The 22,684-nt window shown below is 66.9% G+C and carries 18 protein-coding genes and 2 tRNA genes; 8 read left to right on the top strand and 12 right to left on the bottom strand.

What is annotated here, in order from left to right; translation table 11 throughout:
- Window positions 1–35 precede the first annotated feature (35 nt).
- Entirely contained in the window at window positions 36–2,819 is a 2,784-nt protein-coding gene (gene gyrA, locus ASE58_RS10055) for a DNA gyrase subunit A (protein ID WP_055820562.1), read from the top strand.
- Window positions 2,820–2,857: 38 nt separating this feature from the next.
- Window positions 2,858–3,163: a DUF952 domain-containing protein gene (locus tag ASE58_RS10050; RefSeq protein ID WP_055821103.1), complete on the top strand. Its 306-nt coding sequence runs from the start codon at window positions 2,858–2,860 to the stop codon at window positions 3,161–3,163.
- A gap of 132 nt (window positions 3,164–3,295) precedes the next feature.
- Here ASE58_RS10050 and ASE58_RS10045 read toward each other — a convergent pair whose 3' ends face one another.
- On the bottom strand, window positions 3,296–3,727 hold the full coding sequence (locus ASE58_RS10045; RefSeq protein WP_156347685.1) for a DUF488 domain-containing protein: 432 nt from the start codon (window positions 3,725–3,727) through the stop codon (window positions 3,296–3,298).
- Window positions 3,728–3,822: 95 nt separating this feature from the next.
- On the opposite strand from ASE58_RS10045, the gene trmFO reads away from it, so the two are divergent.
- The gene (gene trmFO / locus ASE58_RS10040) at window positions 3,823–5,142 is read left to right on the top strand and encodes a methylenetetrahydrofolate--tRNA-(uracil(54)-C(5))-methyltransferase (FADH(2)-oxidizing) TrmFO (RefSeq protein ID WP_055820557.1); all 1,320 of its coding nucleotides are present in this window, start codon (window positions 3,823–3,825) and stop codon (window positions 5,140–5,142) included.
- Here the strand turns inward: trmFO and ASE58_RS10035 are convergent.
- The 4 genes from ASE58_RS10035 to ASE58_RS10020 are packed head-to-tail and all read right to left on the bottom strand — an operon-like array spanning window position 5,139 to window position 9,506.
- Window positions 5,139–5,390 (bottom strand): DUF3325 family protein, encoded by a 252-nt coding sequence (locus ASE58_RS10035; RefSeq protein ID WP_055820554.1) that lies wholly within the window; start codon window positions 5,388–5,390, stop codon window positions 5,139–5,141. The genes trmFO and ASE58_RS10035 overlap by 4 nt on opposite strands.
- A complete protein-coding gene (locus tag ASE58_RS10030; protein ID WP_055820552.1) occupies window positions 5,387–6,973 on the bottom strand; it encodes a PepSY-associated TM helix domain-containing protein in 1,587 nt (528 codons plus the stop codon). Before ASE58_RS10030 ends, ASE58_RS10035 begins: the two co-directional genes overlap by 4 nt.
- Complete coding sequence (locus ASE58_RS10025) at window positions 6,970–7,284, bottom strand: hypothetical protein (protein WP_055820549.1); 315 nt, start codon at window positions 7,282–7,284, stop codon at window positions 6,970–6,972. The genes ASE58_RS10030 and ASE58_RS10025 overlap by 4 nt, the downstream gene beginning before the upstream one ends.
- Window positions 7,281–9,506 carry a TonB-dependent siderophore receptor gene (locus ASE58_RS10020; protein WP_235513558.1) on the bottom strand — a complete coding sequence of 742 codons (2,226 nt, stop codon included), beginning with the start codon at window positions 9,504–9,506 and terminating at the stop codon, window positions 7,281–7,283. Before ASE58_RS10020 ends, ASE58_RS10025 begins: the two co-directional genes overlap by 4 nt.
- 125 nt (window positions 9,507–9,631) lie before the next feature.
- Here ASE58_RS10020 and ASE58_RS10015 point away from each other — a divergent pair, with 125 nt between their 5' ends.
- On the top strand, window positions 9,632–10,258 hold the full coding sequence (locus ASE58_RS10015; protein ID WP_055820545.1) for a hypothetical protein: 627 nt from the start codon (window positions 9,632–9,634) through the stop codon (window positions 10,256–10,258).
- 40 nt (window positions 10,259–10,298) lie between these two features.
- Here ASE58_RS10015 and ASE58_RS10010 read toward each other — a convergent pair whose 3' ends face one another.
- Both ASE58_RS10010 and ASE58_RS10005 read right to left on the bottom strand, forming a co-directional pair.
- Complete coding sequence (locus ASE58_RS10010; RefSeq protein WP_055820542.1) at window positions 10,299–12,257, bottom strand: sialate O-acetylesterase; 1,959 nt, start codon at window positions 12,255–12,257, stop codon at window positions 10,299–10,301.
- Between the two features lie 88 nt (window positions 12,258–12,345).
- The gene (locus ASE58_RS10005) at window positions 12,346–13,086 is read right to left on the bottom strand and encodes a FadR/GntR family transcriptional regulator (RefSeq protein WP_055821097.1); all 741 of its coding nucleotides are present in this window, start codon (window positions 13,084–13,086) and stop codon (window positions 12,346–12,348) included.
- Window positions 13,087–13,416: 330 nt separating this feature from the next.
- Between ASE58_RS10005 and ASE58_RS10000 the strand changes: the two genes are divergently transcribed.
- Genes ASE58_RS10000 through ASE58_RS09990 form a run of 3 tightly spaced genes read left to right on the top strand, consistent with a single transcriptional unit; the run spans window position 13,417 to window position 18,023 of the window.
- The gene (locus ASE58_RS10000) at window positions 13,417–15,000 is read left to right on the top strand and encodes a glycoside hydrolase family 43 protein (protein ID WP_082467866.1); all 1,584 of its coding nucleotides are present in this window, start codon (window positions 13,417–13,419) and stop codon (window positions 14,998–15,000) included.
- 1 nt (window position 15,001) lies between these two features.
- Window positions 15,002–16,351 carry a glycoside hydrolase family 27 protein gene (locus tag ASE58_RS09995; protein WP_055820539.1) on the top strand — a complete coding sequence of 450 codons (1,350 nt, stop codon included), beginning with the start codon at window positions 15,002–15,004 and terminating at the stop codon, window positions 16,349–16,351.
- A gap of 31 nt (window positions 16,352–16,382) precedes the next feature.
- A complete protein-coding gene (locus ASE58_RS09990) occupies window positions 16,383–18,023 on the top strand; it encodes a glycoside hydrolase family 43 protein (protein WP_055820536.1) in 1,641 nt (546 codons plus the stop codon).
- Window positions 18,024–18,082: 59 nt separating this feature from the next.
- Here the strand turns inward: ASE58_RS09990 and ASE58_RS09985 are convergent.
- Together ASE58_RS09985 and ASE58_RS09980 are read right to left on the bottom strand one after the other, a co-directional pair.
- A tRNA-Arg gene (locus ASE58_RS09985) sits at window positions 18,083–18,159 on the bottom strand.
- 136 nt (window positions 18,160–18,295) lie between these two features.
- A tRNA-Arg gene (locus ASE58_RS09980) sits at window positions 18,296–18,372 on the bottom strand.
- An 83-nt stretch (window positions 18,373–18,455) separates the two neighbouring features.
- Here ASE58_RS09980 and ASE58_RS09975 point away from each other — a divergent pair.
- Window positions 18,456–18,950, top strand: a complete 495-nt coding sequence (locus ASE58_RS09975; protein WP_055756561.1) for a hypothetical protein — start codon at window positions 18,456–18,458, stop codon at window positions 18,948–18,950.
- Window positions 18,951–18,954: 4 nt separating this feature from the next.
- Here the strand turns inward: ASE58_RS09975 and ASE58_RS09970 are convergent, their stop codons facing one another.
- From ASE58_RS09970 to hemB, 3 genes are read right to left on the bottom strand one after another with little or no spacing between them, the layout of a single operon-like run.
- Window positions 18,955–21,150 carry a fused MFS/spermidine synthase gene (locus tag ASE58_RS09970; RefSeq protein WP_082467943.1) on the bottom strand — a complete coding sequence of 732 codons (2,196 nt, stop codon included), beginning with the start codon at window positions 21,148–21,150 and terminating at the stop codon, window positions 18,955–18,957.
- Window positions 21,147–21,677, bottom strand: coding sequence for a GNAT family N-acetyltransferase (locus ASE58_RS09965; protein WP_055820533.1), 531 nt, complete (start codon window positions 21,675–21,677; stop codon window positions 21,147–21,149). The genes ASE58_RS09970 and ASE58_RS09965 overlap by 4 nt, the downstream gene beginning before the upstream one ends.
- Window positions 21,674–22,660 carry a porphobilinogen synthase gene (gene hemB, locus ASE58_RS09960; RefSeq protein WP_055820530.1) on the bottom strand — a complete coding sequence of 329 codons (987 nt, stop codon included), beginning with the start codon at window positions 22,658–22,660 and terminating at the stop codon, window positions 21,674–21,676. Before hemB ends, ASE58_RS09965 begins: the two co-directional genes overlap by 4 nt.
- Window positions 22,661–22,684 lie beyond the last annotated feature (24 nt).

Raw genomic sequence — 22,684 nt, 5'->3', positions numbered from 1 at the left:
CGCCCAACCGAAACATTCCCCGAAAGCATCGAACTTTGACAGACGCGACGCTGATCGCCGACCCATCCGATATCGCCCCCATCTCGATCGTGGACGAGATGCGGTCGAGCTATCTCGACTATGCGATGAGCGTGATCGTCGCCCGTGCGTTGCCCGACGTTCGCGACGGATTGAAGCCGGTGCATCGCCGCATCCTGTTCTCCGCGCAGGAGAGCGGGTTCGTTCCCGGCAAGCCGTATCGCAAATCGGCACGCATCGTCGGTGACGTGATGGGTAAATATCACCCGCATGGCGACAGCGCGATCTATGAGGCGCTGGCGCGCATGGCGCAGCCATGGTCGCTGCGCCTGCCGATGATCGATGGTCAGGGCAACTTCGGATCGATGGACCCCGATCCGCCCGCCGCGATGCGTTACACCGAAGCGCGTCTCGCCAAGTCGGCGATGGCGCTGCTCGACGATCTCGACAAGGATACCGTCGATTTCGTGCCGAACTATGACGGGTCGGAGCGCGAGCCTGCGGTGTTGCCCGCGCGGTTCCCCAACCTGCTCATCAACGGCGCGGGCGGCATCGCGGTCGGCATGGCGACCAATATCCCGCCGCACAATCTGGGCGAAGTGGTCGATGCCTGCCTCGCGACGATCGACCGCCGGGTCGAGGGTGGCGAACCGCTGACCCATGAAGAACTGTGCGAGATCGTGCCCGGCCCCGACTTCCCGACCGGCGCGATGATGCTCGGTCGGGCCGGCGCGCGCGCGGCGTATGCCGGTGGACGCGGCTCGATCATCCTGCGTTCGCGCCATATCGTCGAGGCGCGTGGCGAGCGGCGTTCGATCGTGCTCACCGAAATTCCGTATCAGGTCGGCAAGTCCGGGCTGGTCGAAAAGATCGCCGAGGCCGCCAAGGACAAGCGGATCGAGGGCGTCAGCGACATTCGCGACGAATCGAACCGCGAAGGCGTGCGGATCGTCATCGACCTGAAGCGCGATGCGACCCCCGACGTGGTGCTGAACCAGCTGTGGCGGCACACCCCGGCGCAGTCGAGCTTTGCCGCGAACATGCTGGCGATCCGGGGCGGCCGTCCCGAACTGCTGAACCTGTCGCAGATCATCGACGCCTTTGTCGGCTTCCGCGAAGAGGTCATCACCCGCCGGTCGAAGTACGAACTGGCCAAGGCGCGCGAGCGGGCGCACCTGTTGCTGGGCCTCGTCATCGCGGTCACCAACCTCGATGAAGTGGTGCGGATCATCCGCGGGTCGGAAAGCCCCGCCGCCGCCCGCGCCGCGTTGCTGGCGCGCGAATGGCCGGTCGCCGAGATCGCGCCCTATCTGAAGCTGGTCGAGGCGGTCGAATCGGACACGACCGGCGATTATTACCAGCTGTCGGAACTGCAGGTTCGTGCGATCCTTGATCTGCGCCTGCACCGCCTGACCGCGCTCGGCCGCGACGAAATCGGCGAGGAGCTGAAGGAGCTGGCCGGGTCGATCGGCTATCTACTCGATATCCTCGCCAACCGCGCCAAGCTCTATGCCGTCATGCGGCAGGAACTGGTCGACGTCCGCGCCGAGTTTGCGACGCCGCGCCGGACCGAGATCGCCGGTGCCGCCGATGGCATCGATGACGAGGACCTGATCGAGCGCGAGGACATGGTCGTCACCGTCACGGTGCAGGGCTATATCAAGCGCACCCCGCTCGACGCGTTCCGCGCGCAGAAGCGCGGCGGCAAGGGCCGCGCCGGCATGGCGACCAAGGACGAGGATGCGATCACGAACCTGTTCGTGACCAGCACCCACACCCCGGTGCTGTTCTTCTCGACCGCCGGCAAGGTGTACCGCATGAAGGTGTGGCGCCTGCCCGAGGGGGGGCCGGCGACGCGCGGTCGCCCGATGGTGAACCTGCTGCCGCTGGCCGCCGGAGAGACGATTTCGACCGTCCTGCCGCTGCCCGAGGACGAGGATCGCTGGGCCGACTTGCATGTCATGTTCGCCACCGCCAACGGCACCGTCCGCCGCAACTCGATGGATGCGTTCGCGAATATCCCGACGGCGGGCAAGATCGCGATGCGATTCGACGACGATAGCGACGATCGCCTGATCGGTGTCGCGCTGCTGACCGAGACCGATGACGTGCTGCTGGCGACCAAGGCGGGCAAGGCGATCCGCTTTGCCGCGACCGATGTGCGCGAGTTCCAGAGCCGGACCTCGACCGGCGTGCGCGGTATCTCGCTGGGCACCGGCGACGAGGTCATCTCGCTGTCGATCCTGGGCGGGTTCCAAGCGACGGCGGAAGAGCGCGAGGCGTATCTGAAGGCTGCTCCGTGGAAGGAAGGCGACCGTGAAGTTACGCTGTCGGTGGAACGCATGGGCGAGTTCGAAGCGGCCGAGGAGTTTATCCTGACCGTCACCGCCAATGGCTTTGGCAAGCGCACCTCGGCATATGAATATCGCCGTACCGGACGCGGGGGCCAGGGGATCACCAACATCGTGACCTCCGACCGCAACGGGCCGGTCGTGGCAAGCTTCCCGGCACATAATGGCGAGCAGCTGATGCTGGTGACCGATCAGGCCAAGCTGATCCGCACCACGGTCGGCGATATCCGCGTCGCCGGGCGCAACACGCAGGGGATCACCATCTTCCGCGTCGGCTTCGGCGAACAGGTCGTGTCGGCGGCCAAGATCGACGAGGACGAGACGCCGGAGAACGAAGCCGAGGCGATCGTCGCCGAGGAACGCGCCGCGATGCCGGCCGCCGAGGGCGACATCATGCTCGATGACGGTACCGGACCCGATACGATCAGCGAATCGGATATCGAGGAGTGACGCCCGCCACCGCGTTCAAGGTGCTGACCGGCGATCAGATGGCGAAGCTGGAGAAGGACGGTAGCTTTGCCGGCGCGCCGGTCGACCTGGCGGACGGCTATGTCCATCTGTCGACGCTCGACCAGCTGACCGAGACGGTCGACAAGCATTTCGCCGGGCAGGACGACCTGCATGTGGCGGAAGTCGACCTGGCGGCGCTGGGTGACGCGGTGAAGTGGGAGCCGTCGCGGGGCGGGCAGTTGTTCCCGCACCTTTACGCGCCGCTGACGCTGGATGCGGTGGTGGCCTACGGGCCGCTGCACCGGGACGAGGCGGGCAAGATCAAGCGACCGGTCACGGGATAAACTTGCTCCCCGGCACGGGGAGGGGGACCGCCGCGGAGCGGTGCTGGAGGGGGGCTTCCTCAAGTGGTTCGTTCGCGGACACCCCCCCTCCACCAGCCTGCGGCTGGTCCCCCTCCCCGTACCGGGGAGGGCTTACGCGTATAACTCCACCACCTCCGCCCCCTGCCCGACCGCTTCCAGCAACAACGTCCGGTGGCAATGCGCCGGCTCGCGTTCGAAACACAACAGCGCCGACGGCATTTCCGCTGCCATCCCGAGCATGATCGCGGCCTGCGCCTGTGCCTCGGGCAGCTCCAGCTGCTCGTCATAGACCGCGCGTAGCGTCAGCACGTCGCCCTTCTTCGCCGCATCGCGCCCGCGTTTGGGCGTGCCAAGCGCCTTCAGATGCACATAATCGATACCGTGCGTCGCCAGTTCGGCCGCCAGCGACGATTTGGAGAAACCCGGCCGGCGCGACAGCGGCAACGCGCGCACGTCGATCACGCGGCGTACTTCCGCCGCCTGCAACGCGGCGACGAATTCGGCAACGGTCACGCCTTCATAGCCGATCGTGTAGATCTTCATGCGTTCATCCTGTCGCTCCGGCATTCCGTCCATAAAACGATGGTCCGCCGCGTACGTTCATTGCCCGTTGTCGATCGGCGGCCTAGACGCCTGCCATGCAGTACGACGTACATATCATCGGCGGCGGCCTCGCCGGTTCCGAAGCAGCCTGGCAATTGGCGCAGGCGGGGGCCAAGGTCCGCCTGTCGGAAATGCGTGGCGGCGGGGACACGACCCCGGCGCATCAGGGCGACGATCTGGCCGAGCTGGTCTGTTCGAACAGCTTCCGATCGGACGATGCCGAATCGAACGCGGTCGGCCTGCTCCATGCGGAAATGCGGGCGATGGGCTCGCTCATCATGGCCAAGGGCGACGAGTACAAGGTGCCGGCCGGATCGGCACTGGCGGTCGATCGCGACGGTTTCTCGGCGGGAGTCACGGCCGCGCTGGCGGCGCATCCGAACATCACCATCGTTCGCGAGCGGGTCGACACGCTGCCCGATGCGGGCATGACGATCGTCGCCACCGGCCCGCTGACCGCGCCCGGCCTTGCCGGCGATATCGGCGGGGCGACCGGTGCGGAGGCGCTGGCCTTCTTCGACGCGATCGCTCCGATCGTCCATTTCGATTCGATCGACATGGAGCAGGCGTGGTTCCAGAGCCGCTGGAACAAGGGTGACGGCAAGGACTACATCAACTGCGCGATGAACCGCGAGCAGTATGAGGCCTTTCACGCCGGGCTGATCGCGGGCGAAAAGGCCGAGTTTCGCGAGTGGGAGAACGTCCCCTATTTCGAAGGCTGCATGCCGATCGAGGTGATGGCCGAGCGTGGGCTCGACACGCTGCGCTTCGGGCCGATGAAGCCGGTCGGGCTCGACGATCCGCGCACGGGACGCTGGCCGCATGCCGTCGTCCAGCTGCGGCAGGACAATGCGACGGGTACATTGTGGAACATCGTCGGGTTTCAGACAAAGCTGAAGCATGGCGAGCAGGTGCGGCTGTTCCGGACCATTCCGGGGCTGGAAAATGCCGAGTTCGCCCGGCTGGGCGGGCTGCATCGCAATACCTTCATCCGCTCGCCCGAGTTGCTCGATCCGACGCTGCGGCTGAAGGCGCGGCCGCATCTGCGCTTTGCGGGGCAGATGACCGGGTGCGAGGGCTATGTGGAGAGCGCTGCCGTCGGGCTGATGGCGGGACGCTTCGCTGCCGCCGAACTGGCGGGCAAGGACCTTGCTCCCCCGCCGGTCGAAACCGCGATGGGGGCACTGCTCCACCACATCACCGGCGCGGCGGTGGCGGAAACCTATCAGCCGATGAACGTCAATTTCGGGCTGATGCCGCCCATCCCCGGCCGGACCAAGAAGGCCGACCGCAAGAAGATGTACACCGCCCGCGCCCGCGATGCGTTCGGGGAATGGGCGGCGGCCGCGCTCTAACGCTGGGTGAGGTTGAGGGCGAGGAAGCTGACCCCCGCCCCCAGCATCAGCAAACCGAACGCGCCGATCGCACCATAGACCGGGCCCCATGCGGCAAAGGCGGTGACAAAGGTGAGCGCGACCAGCGCCCAGCCGCCACGCCGCCGCCACGCGACCGATCCGCCGGCCCAGCGGTGGCGATGCCGGTCGCTGGCCAGCGCCAGCAGGGCGAACGCACCGAGCGCGCTGATAAGAGCGAGGACGATCATTCGGCCGGTGCCAGGTTCGACGGGATGGTCGGGGTGCTTCGGGCAGCTCGCCGCGCCTTCGGACGGAAGCGATGGACCCGCCATGCGGCAAAGCCGAACCCGGCGCCGAGCGCAAGGAACGTCAAATCCGCACCCGCCAACACCCAGTCGCCCGCTGCGATGGTCGCGAACAATCCGGTAGGTAGCGCCACGATGTCGTAGAGGGGCAACGCGATCAGCAGCGCCGCCTGAACGGCCAGCAGTTCGACCCACGCCCGCGCAGGACGCCGGGCGAGCGCATACACGAAGATCGTGGCCCAGCCGGCGAACATCGCATTGACCTCCGCATCGGCACGACCGCCAAGACCGGTCGGCAGCAGGCGGTTGGCCCAGAGATAGAGCGTCATTGCCAGCGGGAAGCCGGCCACGAAACCGACGTTCAGCCGTTCGACAACGCGGAACCCGAATGGCGGCCGGGCAGGATCGGGCAGGCGTTCGCGACGCTTGACCGTCCAGAGCACCAGCCCGCTCGCAACCATCAGCGACCCGGCGATCCCGCACAGGAAATACAGCCACCGCGTCGGGTAATCGCCGAACCGCCCGGCATGAAGGCCGACCATCACCCCCTGTGTTTCGACCGCGCCGCCCGGCGGCGGGGCCTGCCACAACATCCGGCCGGTCACGCCGTCATAGGCGATGGCGGGACTGCGCGCCGACAGCATCGACGTACCCGATCGGGTGAGCGTGATCCGTGCCGCCGCGTCGCCGGGGTTGAAGACGCTGACATAGCCGACGGTCCCGCCCATCCGCCGTTCCGCGTCGTAGAGCACCGCGACCAGATCGGTCAGCGGTGCCGGGCGGCCGATCCGTTCGACGGCGGGTGCTTCGGGAAAGACGGCGGCATAGAGCTTTGATTCGTCGCTGTAATTGGCGACGATCGCCCATGGCATCAGCATCGCGATCAACGTGACCAAGCCGGTATAGGTAATCATCAGGTGGAACGGCAGCGCCAGCACCGCCGTCGCATTATGCCCGTCGAGCCACGATCGCTGCCCCTTGCCCCGGCGCAAGGTGAAGAAATCGCGGAAGATCTTCTTATGCGTCACGATCCCCGTAAAGATCGCGACCAGCATGAACATCGCGGCGATGCCGACGATCCAGCGCGCCCAGAAGACCGGCATGTAATGCAGGTCGAAATGAAACCGGTAGAAGAAGTCGCCGCCCCGGGTCTCACGCGCGCTGCCCTCCTGCCCGTCGCTGCCGATGAAGGCGCGGGTGTCGCGCCGTCCCCGCCGGCCACGCGGTTCGTCGCCGGGCTTGACCTGCGGCACCCAGAACAATTCGGCCCCGGCGCTCTGTGGCGTCGGCACGGGAATGAACCAGCTCTGCGCATCGGGTGCGGTGCGTGTCAGGAACGTCACCGCGCCGTCGACCACGCGGTCGGTGCTGTCGATCCGGGCCAGTTCGGGACGCGCCCAACGGTTCAGCGCCTCCCGCCAATAGGCCGCGGTGCCGGCGACGAACACCGCGAACAGCAGCCAGCCGAGCAGCAGCCCCGACCAAGTGTGGAGCGTCGATTGCGACTGGCGAAACCCCTTACTCACAGCCGCCCCCAGATCGCGACCGATCCCCAGCAGATGGCGCCCGCCACGGCGCCCGCCACGACCAGCGTCCACAACGCCCGCCAGCCGCTGCGCGCGGCATAGGCCCACATCGCGGCCAGCGCGCACAGGACCAGCGCGATCAGTGCAGCGGCGACCGTTGCCTGTGCCGGATCACCCGGCAGGATGCGGGCCAGCGCCATCGACCACAGGCTGGCCACCGCATAGCCCACCGGCAGCGCCGCGATCAGCCGCAGCGCATTGTCGCCGACCCGTCGCCACAGCACATGGCGTGCCCGTCCGCCGGCGCTCATAGCAGCTCTGCCCGGATGCTGGCGAACACGGTGCGCGGGGTCCCGTAATAATTGCCCCTGCCGGTGGAGAAAATGCGCGCATAATAGCTGCGGTCGAACAGATTGTTGACGTTGACCGCCAGCGACAGCCGCTCTGACAATTTATACCCGGCACGCAGGTCGGCGACGGCATAGGCCCCCAGCCGGACGATGGTCGATCGCGTGCGCAGCGTGCCGTTGGCGTTGTAGGCCGCCGGGTTGCCGCTCCACGTCGCATCGAACCACGTCACGCCCGCGCCGATACTGGCACCGGCAAGGGGACCGCCGCCCGCTTCGTAATTGGTGAACAGCTTGACCATGTGTTCGGGTATTACCGGCAACAGGCTCAATCCCTCCAGCACCGGATTGGCATCGGCCAGATATTCGGTGCGGGTGAAGCTGTAGCCGCCGTTGATCCGCCAGCCGGGCAGGATTTCGCCGCTCGCCTCCGCCTCGACGCCGCGCGCACGGACCTTGCCGGTCTGGAACACCAGGGTCGGGGTGTTGGGATCGTTGATGATCCGGTTGTTCTGCGTAATCTGATACACCGCCGCCGACAGCAGCAGGCGCTTGTCCATCAGTGACAGCTTGCTGCCCGCCTCATATTGATCGCCGATCAACGGCTCCAGCGCCCGGCCATCGGGGCGCACCCGCCCCGGTGCCGATTGCGGGGTGAAGCTGTCGGCATAGCTCGCATAGACGTTGAGGTCGCCGGTCACGTCCCACACCACGCCGGCATAGGGGGTGAAGCGCTCGTCAAAGCCGTAGCGGGTCGGCAACGGGATCGCCCCGCTCGCGACCCGCGTCGTGGTGACGGTCGTGTCCCACCACGTCATGCGCCCGCCCCCGACCAGCGTCAGTCCGGCCAGCGGGCTCAACCGCAGTTGGCCGTACAGGCCATATTGCTCGACCTCGGTCGCCGAACCGCCATAGACCTGCGTTACCGGGCCGGCCGGCCCCGGATAAGCGGGAAGCGGGCCGTAAGGGTCGAGCGGCGGTTCGGCGGGCGACACGGGATTGAAGACGTCGATCCGGGCGTAATTCGACAGACGGGTGAAATCCGAGGTCGCCGAGGTCGCCTGATATTCCGCACCGACGATCAGCGTTTGTTCGCGCCCAAAGGCAGGAAAGCTCCCTAGCCCATTGAAATCGAACGATCGGGTCTGCATCGCACTGTCACCGCGATAGGCGATGTGATTGGTACGGCCGTCGGTCGGCGTGATCGGCTGGTTGCCGATATAGCTGTAGATGTCGATCCGATCGACGTCGGTAAGCAGCCCCGTGGCGCGCAGTGTCCAGCGATCGCTGATCCGGTGCGCCAGTTCGACGAATCCCGACCAGCTTTCGGAACGGAACCGGTTCCAGTCGGCGCCGAGATAGGTGGAGCGGCGCACGTCGAGCAGCCGTCCGTCGCTGCCGTCCGCCCCGCCGATAATGCCCGGCAGGCCGGACTGGATCGCGGGTTTGAACAGGTCGTAATTGCCGCCGACGGTCAGCATGGTGGCATCGCCGATCTGCGTATCGGCGACGCCATAGGCGGCAAGCCGATAGCGGTGGGCCACGTCGAAGAACTGGTCCTGATCCTGCACCATCGCGCCCAGCCGGATGCCCGACCGGTCGTCGATCGGTGTCGACATGTCGACCTCGGCACGAACATTCCGATAGCTGCCATAGCCGGCAAGCGCGCTGATCCGACGTTCGTCCAGCGGACGCTTGCGGATCAGGTTGATGCTCCCCGCCGGATTGCCCGCACCGCTGAACAACCCCGCCGGCCCGCGCAAGACTTCTACCCGGTCGTACAGGAACAGGTCCGGCACCACCGCCGGGAAGCCGAGGGAGAGGGTCGGCACGCCGTCGACAAGGTAGTTGTTGATGGTGAAACCGCGCGACAGATAGGACGGGTCCTCACTGCTGACTCCGGTGATCGTGACCCCGTTGGTGGCGGTCAGCGCATCTTCGAGCGTGAACAGGTTGCGCTGCTGAAGCTGTTCCTGATCGATGACGGTGATCGTATTGGGCACGTCCTTCAGCGGGGTGACGGCCTTGCCCACCGCCTGACCATAGCTTTTGCCGACGACGACGATCTCTTCGCCGCGCGGGTCTTCGGCTGGCTCTTCGCGCAGCGGCTCCGCAAGCGCTGGCGTCGCGGGCAGCAGCCATACCGCCATGCCGACCAGCGCCGTCGATCGTACCGAATGCTTCACCCCGCCCCCTGCTGCGACTCACTTTCAATATGCAGCCTACTATGCGTCACAGGCGGGAATAGCAACGCTATTGCGACCTACTCTCATTATTACTATGGGTGGTGCCATCTTACAGGAGAGGTTTGATGCGAGGATGGGCGATGGTGATCGCGTTGGTGATACCGGCGGCGGCAAGTGGACATGAAGTCTGGGTGGAGCACGATGGCAGCGGCCCGGCGCGGATTTATCTGGGCGAACCGGCCGAAGCGATGCCGGTTGGCGGCGATCCGGAGTTCGCAAAGCTGACGGCGCCCCGAATCGTCGGACAGGCGTCGCCGCGCCTCAGCCGCCGATCGGGCTATATCGAGGCGGCGGTGCCGCCGGGCGATGTGCGGGTGACCGACGATGCAGTGTTCCAGCCATGGGGCGAGCCCGGCGCGAAGGAAGGCGTCGTCTATTATGCACGCGCCGGCCGCCGCGAGACGGGTACGCGCATGGCCTATGAGATTGCACCGCTGGCCGCCGGCAGTGACCGTTTCGCGCTTCGCCGCAACGGAACGCCGGTCGGCGGGGCGAAGGTGACGCTGGTGACGCCCGAACGGCAGAGCGTCGAACTGACCGCAGCCCAGGACGGCACCATCACCGTCCCCGTCAGCTTGAAGGGCCGGTATCTGTTGAGCGCGGCACAGGCGGAAACCGGCCGGCTGCGGGTCGCTGGCGGCCCGGTCGACAAGCTGCACCATATCGCCACGACGACGTTCGTGGTGCCGTGATCGGACGGGCGGCGGGGGTCGTGCCCCGCCGCCCCACGCTTCATCGCACCGGCAGGGTGAAGGGCGCGGCGGGCAGGTCGGCCCCGTCGAACAGGTTCACGAAGGGCGCATCCGACCATGCATAACGGATCGTCGTGACCTCCGGCCGGCTGGCACCGGGCAGGACCACCGCGTCCCCCTGCACCGCCCCGTCGACGAAGCTGCAGGTCGTGCCGGCGCAGCGTTCGAACCCGATAGCCGATGCCCCGCCATAGCGTTGCAGCCCCCCGCTTACGTTGCGGAAGCGGACCACGATGTCGCTTCCCTGTCGCACCGCCTCTGCCGCCTCCGGGCCACTGCGCAGGCCGGGCTGGCGATAGGCGACGACGCGCGCCAGCCGGGCGAGACGTTCGCCGACGACCTTCTTCTGCGCCGGGTGAATATCAAAGCGGTCGCCGACATCGAGCGTGACAGCCAGGCCGGCATTCGCATCGGCGGCAACCGCCTCTGCCTGCGCCTGTCGCAGCGCTGCCCAGCCCGAATCGGTCGGTGCGGTCTGCGGTTTGCCGAAGGCGGTCAGCTGCACGACGAAGAACGACAGGTTGCTCTGGCCAAAGGTCCGCCGCCAGTCTGCCATTAATGTCGTCAGCAGCCCGCGATAGGCGCCTGCCTCACCGGCATTGGATTCGCCCTGATACCAGGCGGCGAGCTTCAGGCCGTAGCCCGACAGCGGCGCGATCATGCCGTTATACAGCGTGGTCAGGCTGTTGGGCACTTCCCACGGGGCGGGTGCGACCTGCGCATCGCGGATCGGGCTGCCGATGCGATAGCGCCACGGGCCGTTCAGCGCGACGGTGCCGCCGTCCTTCAGGCCGATCATGCGGTTGGCCGTGTTGGTGAACGCCATGCGACCATTGGCACCGACCACCCGGATGGCGATGACGTTGCGCCCGGCCCGCAGCATTCCGCCCGACAAGCCGTAGTTGCGCCATACCCAATCGACGCTGCCACCGCCGACATAGCGACCGTTGATATAGGTTTCATCGAACTTGCCGATCGGGCCGAGCTGGATGCGCTGCGCCGCCGCGGCCTGTTCCGCCGTCAGGTCGACCGTGGTGCGCAGCCATACCACGCCCTCCAGCCCCGTGCGGTCGGCGGCGGGCAGCTGTCCGTCATCGGCCGGGAGCGTCGCCCAGCTACGATCGTCGAACGCCGCGTCCCGAAAGGGGCGTTCCTTGCGCGCGGCCGGGTCGATCGTCTCCCACAGCTTTTCGCGGCGTGCGCCCTCCCCGGCGACGGCGGCGGCCGGGTTGGAGCCGAAGGTCGCGACCGTCGCCAATCGGTCTGCAAAGCCCGGCAGCTTGCCGAGCGACGGTGCGCTGATCCAGCTTTCGATCCGCGTGCCGCCCCATTCGGAGGCAATGAAGCCCATTGGAACCTGTTCGGTCGACCGCAGCGAGCGCGCCATGAAATAGCAGACCGCCGATGCGTCGCCGACGGTTTCGGGCGACACGGCCTTCCATTCGGAACGCGCCGGCAGATCGGCGGCCGGAGCGGGTACGCTGGTGTCGGGAATGGTGACGAAGCGAAGCTGCGCGTCGTTCGACGACGGCACGACCTCCAGCCCGGTCGCGTGGCGAATCTGGAATTCCATGTTCGACTGTCCGCCGCACAGGAACACGTCGCCGACCAGCACGTCCGAAAGCTGCTGCGCCGGCGTCCCTGCCGCGCCGCCGACCGACAGGGTATAGGGCCCGCCCGCCTTCATCGCCGGCAGGACGGCGCGCCATTTGCCGTCGCGCCCGGCGACCGCCGTCACGCTGCGCTCGGCCAGCCTGACCGTCACCGTTTCACCCGGTGCGGCAGTGCCCCAGACCGTGATCGGCCGGTCGCGCTGCAACACGGCGTGATCGGCAAAGATATTGGCAAAGCTGGGCGCGGTCGCCTGCGCCAAGGCCGGCGCGCTTCCTGCCAGCAGTGCGGCGGTCAGACCGACTGCCCATCCCGTGAACGAACGCATTCCCTCTCCCCGATTCGCTGTGAGCGCTACCATGGCAAAGGCCGGATGCCGGCGCCAGCCATGCACCGCAGCGATCGGGCGAATGCAATCAGCCCATTGCCGAGCGGGTATCGTCCAGCGCCAGCGATACCAGCGCGTTCATCGCCTCCTCGGCAGCGCGCGCATCGCCCGCCACCACCGCGTCGAACACGCGGGCATGGTCGGGCACCGGGTCGCGCGGCAGCGCGCGTTGCCGCTGCTTGAACTGCGTGGTCCAATTGACCGCCGCGCCGATACTGGCGCTGAGCGCGACGAACGTCTCGTTATGGGTGGCGTAGATCAGCGCGTCGTGGAAATCGCGGTCGGCCGACCGCCCCGCTTCGGTCGCAAGCGTGTGGCGACGCATCCCGGCAAGCGCGGTCTTCAGCGCCTTGATATCGTCCTTGTCGCGCCGTTCGGCGGCCAGCCGGGCCACTGCCGGTTCGACGACCGAGCGCAGTTCGAACAGGCCGCGCACGAATGCGATGTTCGGCTCCCCTTCGAACGCCCAGGCGAGGACCATCGGGTCGAGGAAGTTCCAGCGGCGACGCGGCAGGACGCGGGTTCCGATCTTCGGCCGGCTTTCGACCAGCCCCTTGGCGGTCAGCACCTGCACCGCCTCGCGATACGCGCTGCGCGACACGTCCAGCGCCTCGGCATTGGCGACCTCGCCGGTCAGCAGTTCGCCCGGCGCGATCCGTCCGGAGACGATCGCCGTGCCCAGATAATGCGCCACCGCCCCGCGCAACCGGCGTCCCGACCCTTTGCGCGAGGGACCGGCCGGTTCGCCCAGCACGCCGGCCACATCCATCGCCGCGGTGGCACCTTCGTCCAGTGCGTCATCCGTCTTCACGCCGTTTCCTTTGTTGTCGGCACCGCTGCACATCGTTCGAGCGACCGGATCGATTTGTACAACTAATCTGTCGTTGCCGCTCGTATGAACGGGATGACCGGCACGCTAGGCATGGGAAACGTCGCCGTCAAACCATGCGGCACCGACGACGCAATCCCGATTGGCGACAAGTGCTTCGATCGCCCATCCGCCCGGTCACACTCGCCCACAAAAGACGTTGACCAATAATCCTCTAGCAAATAGCCAGACTAATAGCGGACGTCAGATACCGCGTTCACGGGAGGGACGATGCGGGGATCGATGACCATGGGCGCGGCCATGCTGGCGACCGCGCTGCTGACCGGCGGCACGGCAGCGGCGCAGGTGTGGCGATCCGACCAGGGGGACGGCACCTACCGCAATCCGGTGTTGTTCGCGGATTATCCCGACCCCGATATCATCCGCGTCGGCGACGATTATTATTTCGTCACCACGACCTTTGCCAATGCGCCGGGCCTGACGCTGCTGCATTCTAAAGACCTCGTGAACTGGCGGATTTTCAGCCATGTGGTCCTGCGGCTCGACGATCGGCCCGAATATCGACTGGCCGATGGCAAGGACGCCTATCGTCGGGGGCTGTTCGCCGCCAGCCTCAGGCACCATGACGGCATGTTCTACATCGTCGTGACCCCGGTCGGTCAGAATACGCGCATCTATCGGTCGCGCGATCCGCGGGGGCCGTGGTCGGTGAATGAGCTGGACCAGGCGGCGTTCGATCCGGGGCTGTTGATCGAACCCGACGGCACCGGTTATATCGCAACCTCGATCGGGTCGGACGGGACTATCCGCCTGCTGAAGCTCGATCCGACCTATCGACGCGTGATCGACGATCGCAAGGTGCATTATAACGCCGGGGCGGAAGGGTCGAAGATCGTCCGGCGTGGCGCATACTATTATCTGTTCAACGCCATTCCCCGCCGACTGGGCCTGACGGTATCGCGGGCGCGCAGCCTGTATGGCCCATGGGAGACGCGACCGCAGATCGACGATCGCAGCGGCGGGCATCAGGGCGCGCTGGTCGATACCGCCGATGGCAGATGGGTCGGCTTCGTCATGCTGGATGCCGGTGCGATCGGGCGGACGACGAACATCAGCCCAATCTTCTGGCAGGACGACTGGCCCGTCTGGGGCACGGCCGACGCGCCGAACCGCGTGCCGGCACGCGCGACGAAGCCGATCGCGGGTGCGCTCTTTGCCGAACTGGCCACGTCGGACGATTTTTCGACGCGGCAGCTGGGCGCACAGTGGCAGTGGAACCATAATCCGGACGACAGCCGCTGGTCGCTCAGCGAACGGCCCGGTTTCCTGCGCCTGCGACCGACGCGATCCGCTGGTCTCTGGTCTGCGCGCAATACGCTGACGCAAAAGGCGCAGGGCCCGCGCAGCCGGGCGGAGGTAAAGCTCGACATCCGCTATGTCGCGGCGGGGGATCGCTGCGGCTTCGGGACGTTCGGGCAATATAGCGCGACCCTGGCCGTCACGCGCAATGCGCGGGGCGCGGCCATGCTGACGATGGATATGGTCGAAAGCACGGAGGAGGGCCCGGTGGTCCGGAACCGGATGCCGGCCACGCCCTTTGCCGGGACCACGCTATGGATCTCCCTCGACCTCGACTTTACCACCGATCGCGCGCGATTGTCGTATAGCCGCGACGGGGTGCGGTGGCAGGCGGCGGGCGGCGATGTCCCGCTCGCCTTCGCATGGCGCACCGGTACCTTTCAGGGGCAGCAAATGGCGCTGTCCTGCTACAACTCGACGCCCGGCAGCGGTTATCTCGACGTGGACAGCTTCACGCTGCGCGCCCCGCCGGCCGACACCCCACGGAGCAAGTGACGTGACCGCAGATATTACCCGCCGCACCCTGATCGCCGGCGCCGCCATTGCGCCGGCCGCTGCCCACGCCGCGATCGCCGCACCGCGTGCGAAGCCGCGCCTGGCGCAGACGCCGCCGATGGGCTGGAACAGCTGGAACAGCTTCGCCACCACGATCACCGAAGCGCAGGCGCTGGAAACCGCGACGATCATGCGCGACCGGTTGCTGCCGGCTGGCTATTCGATCTTCACCATCGATATCCAGTGGTACGAACCGGGCGCGACCGGCTATGCCTACCGCGCCGATGCGGTGCCGGTGCTGGACGCCTATGGCCGGCTGCAACCCGATCCGAAGCGCTTTCCCTCCGCCGCCGATGGCAGGGGCTTTCGTGCCATCGCCGACCGGGTGCATGCGATGGGCCTGCAATTCGGCATCCACCTGATGCGCGGCATCCCGCGTGAGGCGGTGCGCCGGAACCTGCCCATCCTCGGCACCCGCTATCGTGCGCAGGACATTGCCGACCGGACCAGCATCTGTTCGTGGAACAGCGACATGTACGGCGTCGACATGCGCCATCCCGCCGCGCAGGCCTATTACGACAGCGTGTTCGCGCAATATGCCGACTGGGGCGTCGACCTGGTCAAGATGGACGATATGAGCCGCCCCTATGACGCACACGCCCCGGAGATCGAGGCGGCGAGCAAGGCGATCGCCCGATCCGGCCGCCCGATCCTGCTGAGCCTGTCGCCCGGTGAAACCCCGCTTTCCAGCGCCGACCATGTGCGGGCGCATGCGCAGATGTGGCGGATCAGCGACGATTTCTGGGACGAATGGCCGCTGCTCGACGCGCAGTTCGTCCGGCTGGAAAACTGGCAGCGCTTCGCCGGTCCCGGCGGGTGGCCCGATGCCGACATGCTGCCGCTCGGCCGGCTGGCGCTGGGCCAGCGCGATACGAAGTTTACACCCGCCGAACAGCGTACGCTGATGACGCTCTGGTCGATCGCGCGGTCGCCGCTCATCATGGGGGGTGACCTGCGCCATCTCGACGCGCCGACGCTCGACCTGCTGACCAATCCGGAGGTGATCGCGGTCAACCAGGCCAGTTCCGCCAACCGCCCGTTGCATGTGCAGGACGGCATGCGCGCCTGGACCGCGCGCAGCCCGACCGGCTCGACCTATCTCGCGCTGTTCAATCCGGGCGACAAGCCGTCGCGGCCGGGCGTCGACCTGCGCTGGCTGAACCTGCGCGGTCCCGTCCGGGTACGCGACCTGTGGGCGCATCGCGACGTCGCGACCGCCGCCAGCCGGGTCGAGGCCGATGTACCGCCCCATGGCGCCGCGCTGCTCCGCCTCGACGGTGTAACCGCCTGACCCCTTCCCGATCCAGCCGAAAGACCTGCCGATGCTGCGTACCCTGATGACCGGCCTGCTCCTGACTGCCAGTATCGGCGCGGCGCAGGCCGAACCGGCGCGCTTCAGCCGCTTCACCTATGACGGGCGCAGCGTCGAGCAGGCGACGCCGGGTCCAGACCAATATCGCAACCCGATCCTGTCGGGCTATTATCCCGACCCGTCGGTCATCCGGGTGGGGGAGGACTATTATCTCGCGCTGTCGTCCTTCGCCCATTATCCGGGCCTGCCGATCTTTCATTCAAAGGATCTGGTGAACTGGATCCAGATCGCGAACGCGATCGACCGGCCCGAACAGCTGGATTTCAGCGGGCGGCGGGTATCGGAGGCGGTGTTTGCCCCCGACATCAGCTTTCACGACGGCACCTTCTATATCGTCAACACCTGCGTCCAGTGCCGCGGGAACTTCGTCATCACCGCCAAGGACCCGAAGGGCCCGTGGTCGAACCCGATCTGGCTGCCGTTCGAGGGGATCGACCCGTCGATCTATTGGGAGGGCGACCGGGCCTATATCGTCAATAACCGCGCGCCCGACGAACCTCCGCGCTATGACGGGCACCGCGCGATATGGGTGCAGGAATATGACTGGCGCGCAGGCAAGATGGTCGGCGAATCGACGCAGCTTATCAACGGCGGCGTCGACCTGTCGAAAAAGCCGGTGTGGATCGAGGGGCCGCATATCTTCCGCAAGGATGGCTGGTATTATCTGACCGCCGCCGAAGGGGGCACCAGCGTCAACCATTCGCAGGTGGTGTTCCGGTCGAAGAATTTGCGCGGGCCGTTCGTGCCCTGGTCCGGTAACCCTATCCTGACGCAGCGCGATCTGCCCAACGACCGTGCCGATCCGATCTCGGCGGCGGGGCATGCCGAACTGGTCCAGACCCAGAATGGCGACTGGTGGGCGACCTTCCTGGCCGTCCGTCCCTATGGCGACGATTACTACAATATCGGGCGCGAGACGTTTCTGCTGCCGGTGACATGGAAGGATGGCTGGCCGACGATCCTGCCCGCCGGACAGCGCGTGCCGTTCGTCGGCAAGCGCCCGAACCTGCCACGCCAGCCGGCGCCGAAGCTGCCGACCAGCGGCGATTTCCGCTATGCCGACGAATTCGACGGCGGCACGCTCGCGATGCAGTGGATCGGCGTGCGGACCCCGAAGACGCCGGTCTATCGTTTGGCGAAGGGCGAATTGCTGATCGACGGCGGTGCGGCGATCGGCGACCAGACCGGCGTGCCGGGGTTCGTCGGGCGACGGCAGCAGCATCACATCGTGACCATGGCGACGACCGTCCGCTTCATGCCTCGGAACGACGGCGACCGCGCCGGACTGGTCGCGATGCAGAGCGACGAGAGCTATCTGTTCTTCGGCCTTACCCGGATCGCGGGCAAGCCGGTCGTCGCGCTCTACACCCGTGCCAGGGGCGCCGAGCAGCTGGTGGCCAGCACTCCATTAGGCGGCACCGCGCCGGTCACGCTGACGCTCCGCGCAGATCGCGGGACGATGGCGGTCGACTATGCGGTCGGCGGCCAGACCCGCACGCTGGCCAAGGATGTCGATATCCGCTTCCTCAGCACCCGGATGGCCGGCGGCTTCACCGGCACCGTCGTCGGCCCCTACGCCTATCAACGCTGATCGGCCGCACGCAGACAAAGAAAACCCCGCCAAGTCGACTGACCTGGCGGGGTTTTCCATGGCGCACCCGGAACGATTCGAACGTCCGACCCTCAGATTCGTAGTCTGATGCTCTATCCAGCTGAGCTACGGGTGCCCGGTGGAGGCCGCCTGTTAGAGAGGCTTTGTCGGTCTGGCAAGTCGTTTCGGCAGGGAAATTTGCACCGCCGTCGATCGTCCCGATCCGGACAAAGAAAACCCCGCCAAGTCGACTGACTTGACGGGGCTTTCCATGGCGCACCCGGAACGATTCGAACGTCCGACCCTCAGATTCGTAGTCTGATGCTCTATCCAGCTGAGCTACGGGTGCCCGGTGGAGGTCGCCTGCTACAGTCCGACCTTACGGCTGGCAACCCCGTTGTGCCAATTTTTTTGCGTGGGTATCGGTGGGCCATGACCCGCTTCGCATTCCCGTTCGTCCTATCCGCCGCCCTGCTGTCGGCCTGCGCCGCGCCGGCGGGGGATTATCCCTCGTTGCTGCCGCGACCGATCGAAAAGATCAGCCTGGCCGAACCGGTGCGCCCGGTCCCGGTGGCAACCCCCGACGCGGCGCTCGACGCGAAGATCGCGACGCTGGCGCGCGAGGCCACGGCCGCGAAGGCATCGTTCGACACGGCGGCCACGCGCGTCGGCAAGACGGTCGGTGCTGCCACGGGCAGTGCGGAGGGTAGCGAACGCTGGCTGGGCGCGCAGGTGGCGCTGGCCGAACTCGACGTCGCCCGAACCGCGATCGACGTGCCCTTGGCCGAGCTGGAACGGCTGGCGGTCGATCGCGCGGCGGCAGGTGCCCCGCCCTACCCCGCGCTCGACGCTGCACTGGCCAAGGCGAACGCTGACGCCACCGCCCAGCGCAAGACGATCGCGACCCTGACCAAACGACTCCGCTGAGACTTTAGCGCAGCGCGCGCAGCACCGGGAGGATCGACGCATAATCGTCGGTCCATGGTGCGGCGTCGGTCGCGGGCAGCGATTCCCACTGCCCGCCCGATGCCAGCAACGCACTCAACACCGCCGGGTCGCGCGTCAGCGCGATCCACAGCGAACCGGTGTCGTTCGGGTCCGTAGACTTCGGTTGATAAGCAAGCTGCGCCCCGGTCCACCCCACCGCCGTCCGCGCCACGACCGGTCCCAGGTCCAGATAGCGGTTCGAGACATGCACCAGCAGCAGCCCGCGCCGCCCGAGCACCCGGCCATAGGTGTCGAACGCCTCACGCGTCATCAGGTGCATCGGCACCGCGTCCGAGGAAAAGGCGTCGAGCGCGAGCAGGTCGAGACTGCCCGCGGGCTCCTCCGACAGCGTCAGCCGCGCATCGCCGACCGCGATCTGCGCATCCGGGGCACAGCGGCGCAGGAAAGTGAAGGCACCTGAATCGCGTGCGATCCGTACCACGACCGGATCGATTTCGTAAAAGCGCCAATGCTGTCCCGGTCGGGCATAGCAGGCGAGCGTTCCCGTCCCCAGACCGACGATCCCGATCCGTGCCGAACGACCATAAAGCGAGGGTGCGGCGCGCAATGCCTCCCCCACGCCGGAGTTCGGGACGTAATAGGTCGTGGGCGTGCGCTCACGCGCGGGCGTGCCGGTCAGTTGGATGCCGTGCAGCGTCGTGCCGTGCTGCAGTTCGTTGACCCCCTGCCCGCGCATGATCGTATAGACCCCGAAGTAGCTTCGCGTGCGGGCGCCCGGCTCCAGCGACAGGCTGATCGCGCGATAGCCGCCGAATACGAACAGCGCCGCCGCCAGCGCGAAGACGAACGGCGCACGCGCACCGATCGCAAACAGCCCGACCGCGACGATCGCGAAGAAGGCGGTGGCGTCGGGCTTGGCCCCCAACATGCCGCCGGGATTGGCCATCGCGACTGCGACCAGCGCACCGATGACGAGGATCGTCGCTACGCGCAGCTTCACGCCGCCCGCGACCCATAATTTCCGGGTCGCCGGCAACAGGAACGGCAGCGGCGCCAGCATGCCCGCCGCCAGGATCAGCAGTGGATATTCGTAGGTCCAGTCGAACAGCACCGGCGCGACCAGCCCGGCAAAGGCCCCGCCCAGCGCCCCGCCGACCGACATCGCAAGATAGAAGCCCGTCAGTCGCCCCGGTGCCGGCCGCAGCGCATACATGTGCGCATGGAGCGTCACCGACACCGCAAACAGCAGCAGGAGCGCCGCCAGCGCGCTCAACAGTGGAAATGCATGATTGCCGCCGATCATCATGCCGCCAAAGACAAGGATCGTGATCGGCGCATAGCGGGTGATCGCATCGGCCAGACCGCGCCGCGCCGCGAACGCCACGGTGAAGCTCAACAAATACAGCCCCAGCGGCAAGACCCAGAGCAATGGTACGGCGACGATGTCGGTCGTCAGGAAGGTCGACGTCGCGAGCATCAGCCCCGACGGCACCAGCGCCAGCACGATCCAGTGCAGCACCCGGCCCCGACCCGGCGCATCGCCCTTTTCCAGCGGAACCGCCTGTTCCCGCCAATGCGGGAGCAGCCAGCCGCAGCCGATCACCAGCAGGAACAGCAGCGCATAGCCGATGCTCCACCCCCAGCTTTGCACCCGCAGCGGCAGAAGCGGTTCGACCAGCAACGGATAGGCGAGCAGGCCGGCAAAGCTGCCGACATTCGATGCGGCATAGAGCGCGTAGGGGTCGCGCCCCGGACAGACGAAGGCGAACCAGCGCTGGAGCAGCGGCGCCTGCGCCGACACAGCGAAGAACAGCGGCCCGATCGATGCGGCGAGCAACCACGGCGTCCACAGCGCCGGATCGATCGCGGCGGGCGTCGGCGTCGTATTGACCCCGATCGGCAGCCATACCGCCGCGCAGAGCAGCAGCAGGATATGGACCGCCGCCTGCGCCTTCGGCATCAGCTTGCCCAGCAGATGGGCATACGCATAGCCACCGAGCAGCAGCGCCTGATAGACCAGCATCGCAGAGTTCCACACCGCCGGCGCCCCGCCCAGCTGCGGCAGCGCCATGCGCGCCACCATCGGCTGGACAAGGAACAGCAGGAACGATCCGGCAAGGATCGTGGTGACGAAGATCCAGCGGATCGGCCAGCCGGCAGTCCGGTCGGGCGTCGTCACGGACGCGTTTTCCAATAGGTGATGTGGCGTTTGAACGGGCTGTCGTTGGGCAGGATCGGATGATCGAAATCGGCGGCGTGATCGCGCACCATGCCGATCCGCTCCATCAGCCCCCAACTGCGGGTGTTGGGCAATATGGTGATCGCACCGATCCGATCGACCGGCAGGTTGGCGAACCCCCAGTCCAGCGCCGCCGCCGCCGCTTCGCGCGCGAAACCGCGTCCCCAATGGTCACGCCCGAACCGCCAGCCGATCTCGACCGCCCCTTCGACCGGGGTGCCGGGCGCACCGGGCTTCAACCCGCACACGCCGACGAACGCGCCGCTCGCCCGCTCCTCGACGCTCCAGAAACAATAGCCGTGATCGCGCTGATACCCGTTCTGCCGGGCGATCGCGGCGTCGACGTCCGCTTCAGTCGGCAGTGCGATCAGGAACCGCATGACCTCCGCATCGGCGACGTGCGACAGGATTACCGGACGATCGCGTACCTCATAGGGGCGAAGGACCAGCCGCTCGGTATCGATCATGCGCCCAGCAACCGCGCGGCGTGGGCGGCGTGATAGGTCAGCACCCCCGAACAGCCAGCGCGTTTGAACGCCAGCAGCGTTTCCAGCACCATCGCGTCACGATCCGCCACGCCCGCCGCCACGCCCGCCTCGATCAGCGCATATTCGCCCGACACCTGATAGGCGAAGACCGGCACCTCGAACGCCGCCTTCACCCGCGTGATGATGTCGAGATAGGGCAGGCCGGGCTTGATCATCACGCTGTCGGCACCTTCGGCGAGGTCGAGCGCGACTTCGCGCAACGCTTCCTCGCTGTTCGCCGGGTCCATCTGATAGGTCTTCTTGTCGCCCTTCAGCAGCCCGTGCGTGCCGACCGCATCGCGGAACGGACCGTAAAAGGCGCTGGCATATTTGGCGGCATAGGCCATGATCTGCACATTATGGTGCCCGCCGGTTTCCAGCGCGTCGCGGATCGCCGCGACCCGGCCGTCCATCATGTCGGACGGGGCGACGATATCGCTGCCCGCCTCCGCCTGCACCAGCGCCTGCCGCACCAGCGCCTCCGACGTCACGTCGTTCAGGACATAGCCCGATGCGTCGACGATCCCGTCATGCCCGTGCGATGTGTAAGGGTCGAGCGCGACGTCGGTCAGCACGCCGACCTCCGGCACCGCATCCTTGATCGCGCGGATCGCGCGGCACATCAGATTATCGGGATTGAATGCTTCCGCCCCATCGTCGCTGCGCAGGTCGCGCGGGGTATTGGGGAACAGCGCAACGACCGGAATGCCCAGATCACGAGCCTCGCGCGCGCGATCGACGATGCCGGCCAGGCTCCAGCGCGACACGCCCGGCAACGCCTTCACCGGCTCGCCTTCGCCTTCCGTCACAAACAGCGGCCAGATCAGGTCGGCCGGGGTCAGGATGGTTTCGGCGTGGAGCCGGCGGCTCCAGCCGGTGGCACGGGTACGGCGCAGGCGCAGCGCGGGATAAGCAGCGGACATGGCGCGACTTGTGGGCCATGCGGT

Origin of the sequence: Sphingomonas sp. Leaf9 (genome assembly GCF_001421355.1) — a bacterium.
GTDB lineage: Bacteria > Pseudomonadota > Alphaproteobacteria > Sphingomonadales > Sphingomonadaceae > Sphingomonas.
This window is presented reverse-complemented; position numbering and strand designations above follow the sequence as displayed.